3 protein-coding genes are annotated in these 2,908 nt (G+C 55.2%); 1 reads left to right on the forward strand and 2 read right to left on the reverse strand.

The window, feature by feature from the left end:
* A partial coding sequence (gene tnpA / locus SV253_04685; protein ID MDY6775359.1) for an IS200/IS605 family transposase occupies nucleotides 1-246 on the forward strand: 246 nt, incomplete at its 5' end.
* A 50-nt stretch (nucleotides 247-296) separates the two neighbouring features.
* Here the strand turns inward: tnpA and cofH are convergent.
* Both cofH and endA read right to left on the reverse strand, forming a co-directional pair.
* Nucleotides 297-1,643 carry a 7,8-didemethyl-8-hydroxy-5-deazariboflavin synthase subunit CofH gene (gene cofH / locus SV253_04690; GenBank protein MDY6775360.1) on the reverse strand — a complete coding sequence of 449 codons (1,347 nt, stop codon included), beginning with the start codon at nucleotides 1,641-1,643 and terminating at the stop codon, nucleotides 297-299.
* 32 nt (nucleotides 1,644-1,675) lie between these two features.
* Complete coding sequence (gene endA / locus SV253_04695; GenBank protein MDY6775361.1) at nucleotides 1,676-2,689, reverse strand: tRNA-intron lyase; 1,014 nt, start codon at nucleotides 2,687-2,689, stop codon at nucleotides 1,676-1,678.
* Nucleotides 2,690-2,908 lie beyond the last annotated feature (219 nt).

Consider the following 2,908-nt stretch of genomic DNA (forward strand, 5'->3'; position numbering starts at 1 on the left):
CAGATGACGATAGCAGATGACCACATACATTTGTTTGTTGAGTGTGACCCAAAGTGGAGTCCTTCTGAGATAGCAAAACAATTCAAAGGGTATTCAGGGAGAGTATTACTGAAGAAACATCCTGAAATCCAAGACCAGTATTTCTGGAATAGTAGTTTCTGGAAGATAGGATATTTTGTCAGTACAGCAGGCAAGGTATCTGAAGAGACGGTCCGAAAATATATTGAAAGAAGCGAACATAGCTGACGCGATTCACCCACGGGTACAGTGACCCGTGGAACTCTCGTTGATTTTCTTTAGATTAGAGGAGTCCCGTCGGCTTGGGGTCCTAGCCGAGGACCATAGGGCGGCAGACCGTCACCGTCATCGTCACCGTTTTCGAAGTATCTTTTCTCGGAGTAATCGGTCGAACGTTCGACTGGAACACGTCCTATAGACTCTATCATCTCGACGTAGTCGTCGAACGAACGGAACTCTCCGTAGTCACCCCCCGCACGTTTGGTGATCTCCTCCGAGAGGAGTGTACCCATGAAGTCGTTGGCACCGCAGTCAAGCATCCTGAGTGCTTTTTGGTCTCCGAACTTCGCCCAGCTAGTCTGTATGTTGTCTATGTTGTCGAGGAAGAGACGTGAGACGGCGAAGAGTAGTTCGTCCTCGTCGTCGGATGCCCCCGACTCGACGAAGCCTCTCTCGTAGAGCGGCGTGTTCTCGTGGACGAAAGACAGAGGCACGAACTCCGTAATTCCTCCCGTCGAGTCCTGTAGGTCACGTACTCGTTTGAGATGTAGTACCCTGTGAGCCTCGTTCTCGACGTGTCCGTACATGATCGTCGCTGTGACACCGAGACCCGCCGAGACAGCCCCTTCTATGGCGTCGATCCAGCCCTGAGTACCTATCTTGTTGGGACAGATCACTTCCCTGACCTCGTCGACGAGTATCTCTGCCGCGGTGCCCGGCGCAGAGTCGAGTCCCGCGTCCCTGAGTCTCGTGTATACGTCTTCGTAGCTCCAGTCGGTTCCTCTCTTAGCGTGTGCCGCCTCCTCGGGCGTCATAGAATGTACGTGTACGCCGCCGACGTCCATCGCTTCTATCTGTTCGACGTATGTCCCGGGGCTCTTGGTGTACTCCGTCGTCGGAACGTATCTGACGCCGTCGTCCGTCGAGGATTCGAGTATCTCCCTGTGTTCGTCGTCGAGAGCGAAGGCGGGATGGAGACCGCTGACTGAACAGACCTCGTAGACTCCCATCTCGACTGCGTCCTCGACTATCTCCCTCGACTCGTCGGGCGTCTTCGTGAATCCGCGTCCCTCGTTTCCGACCTCGAACGCCTCAGAGGGGTCTTTGAAGTTACAGAAGAGACAGCCCGTGTCACACGCCGTCGTGACGTTGTTGTTTATGTTGGCGACGAATGTGACCTCGTCCCCGACGATCTCCCTCCTTCTCTCGTCCGCTGCCCCCAGAACCTTCTCTTTCCTGTCTTCGTCTATTCCCTCGACGTCGGTTCCAGTCGTGATAAGCTGGACGCCGTCATCGACACTGAGACGTTCGCCGTTGCGCGCCTTTTCGAGTGCGTTCCCGAACGACGAGCCGTAGTTCTCGGGGACGTGTTCGAAGTCGAAGTCTCGGAGAGAGGAGCTAGACATTACTCCCTGTGGGTCTTCGTGAAAGAAGAGTATCACGGTCTGTACCGGCTCACGCTCACGTACTTGACTCCGTCCCCGCTCGCGTCGCTTTCGGCTCCGACTACTCCGAATACCATCTCCTTTCTGACTCCGTGTGCGAGACGTACCGCGCGCGATAACTCGTGTATCTCGAAGACCTTGTCGGTCTTGACAGTGTCGACGAGTATCTCCGAGTGGGGAAGGTCTTCGACGTCGGTCACAGTCTCGTAGACACGGAACTCGGTTCCGAACTTGAAGCCAGTCTTGGGACACAGACCTCTCCCGCGTAGGTCGGAGTAGATTTCAAAGACTTCGTCTTCGGAGCGTTCCTCGATACCGCGTCTCACGTCCGGACTCAGATCTAAGATCCCGGAGTCGTCGAGATAGACGGCTTCCTCGGGCGAGAGCATGAGACGTCCGTCGTCCTCAGTCTGGCTTCCGTAGAAAGACGACGAGTAGACATCTCCGTACTCCTCGACTACAATCCTGTCTCCGACTACACGTCCTTCGAGATCCGACTCGGGGTACGGCTCAGTCCCTCCGTTCTCGTCCCATCTCTCGGCTCTGAAGTAGGTCACGTCGCCCTCGGAGTCGACGACACCGAGTATACTACCGCCGTCACCATCCCTGACGAGTTCGTCGACGCGTACGTGTCCGTCCTCGTCGGTGACACGAACCTCCTCCTTAGGCGACGTCTCCGACGGTAGCTTACCTCTTGGATAGACGTCGATAGAACTCTCGCCCGGACGGTGCTGTAGGTAGTAACCCCTCTCACGGAGATCGGAGTAGACCTCAAAGACGGTTGCGAAGTTATCTTCGAGCTTCGAGGCTTCCTCAACGAACTCATCGAATCCCTTGCCCTCGATGTCTTTTATCTTGCCGCGTCTCAGAAGATGTGCCGCCTCGACGAGGCTGAGACTCAGCTCCGAGTCCTCGGGACGTCCGTAGCCGCTAGAGCCGTAGAACCGGTTCCTCGCGTCATCGCCGAGTAATACGACGTTTTCGTCGGGTCGCAGTCTTGGTTTCACGTCGTTTAATACGTGTCTCACCATATATAGTCAACCCAAAGAGCTAATTCTGAGGCGTGATATACGTAGATAGATAAGATGGCTTCTGACATTTACCGGCTCAAGACTGAGATAGAGGAGGCGTATCCGAGCGACGAGCCCCCTTGGAAGGCGTACGGCAGGATACAGCTTAAGACGGGCGTCGACCTCGGATCGATAGGCGAAAACGACACGGTCTCA

It is taken from the genome of Candidatus Afararchaeum irisae, from assembly GCA_034190545.1.
Classification (GTDB): domain Archaea; phylum Halobacteriota; class Halobacteria; order Halobacteriales; family Afararchaeaceae; genus Afararchaeum; species Afararchaeum irisae.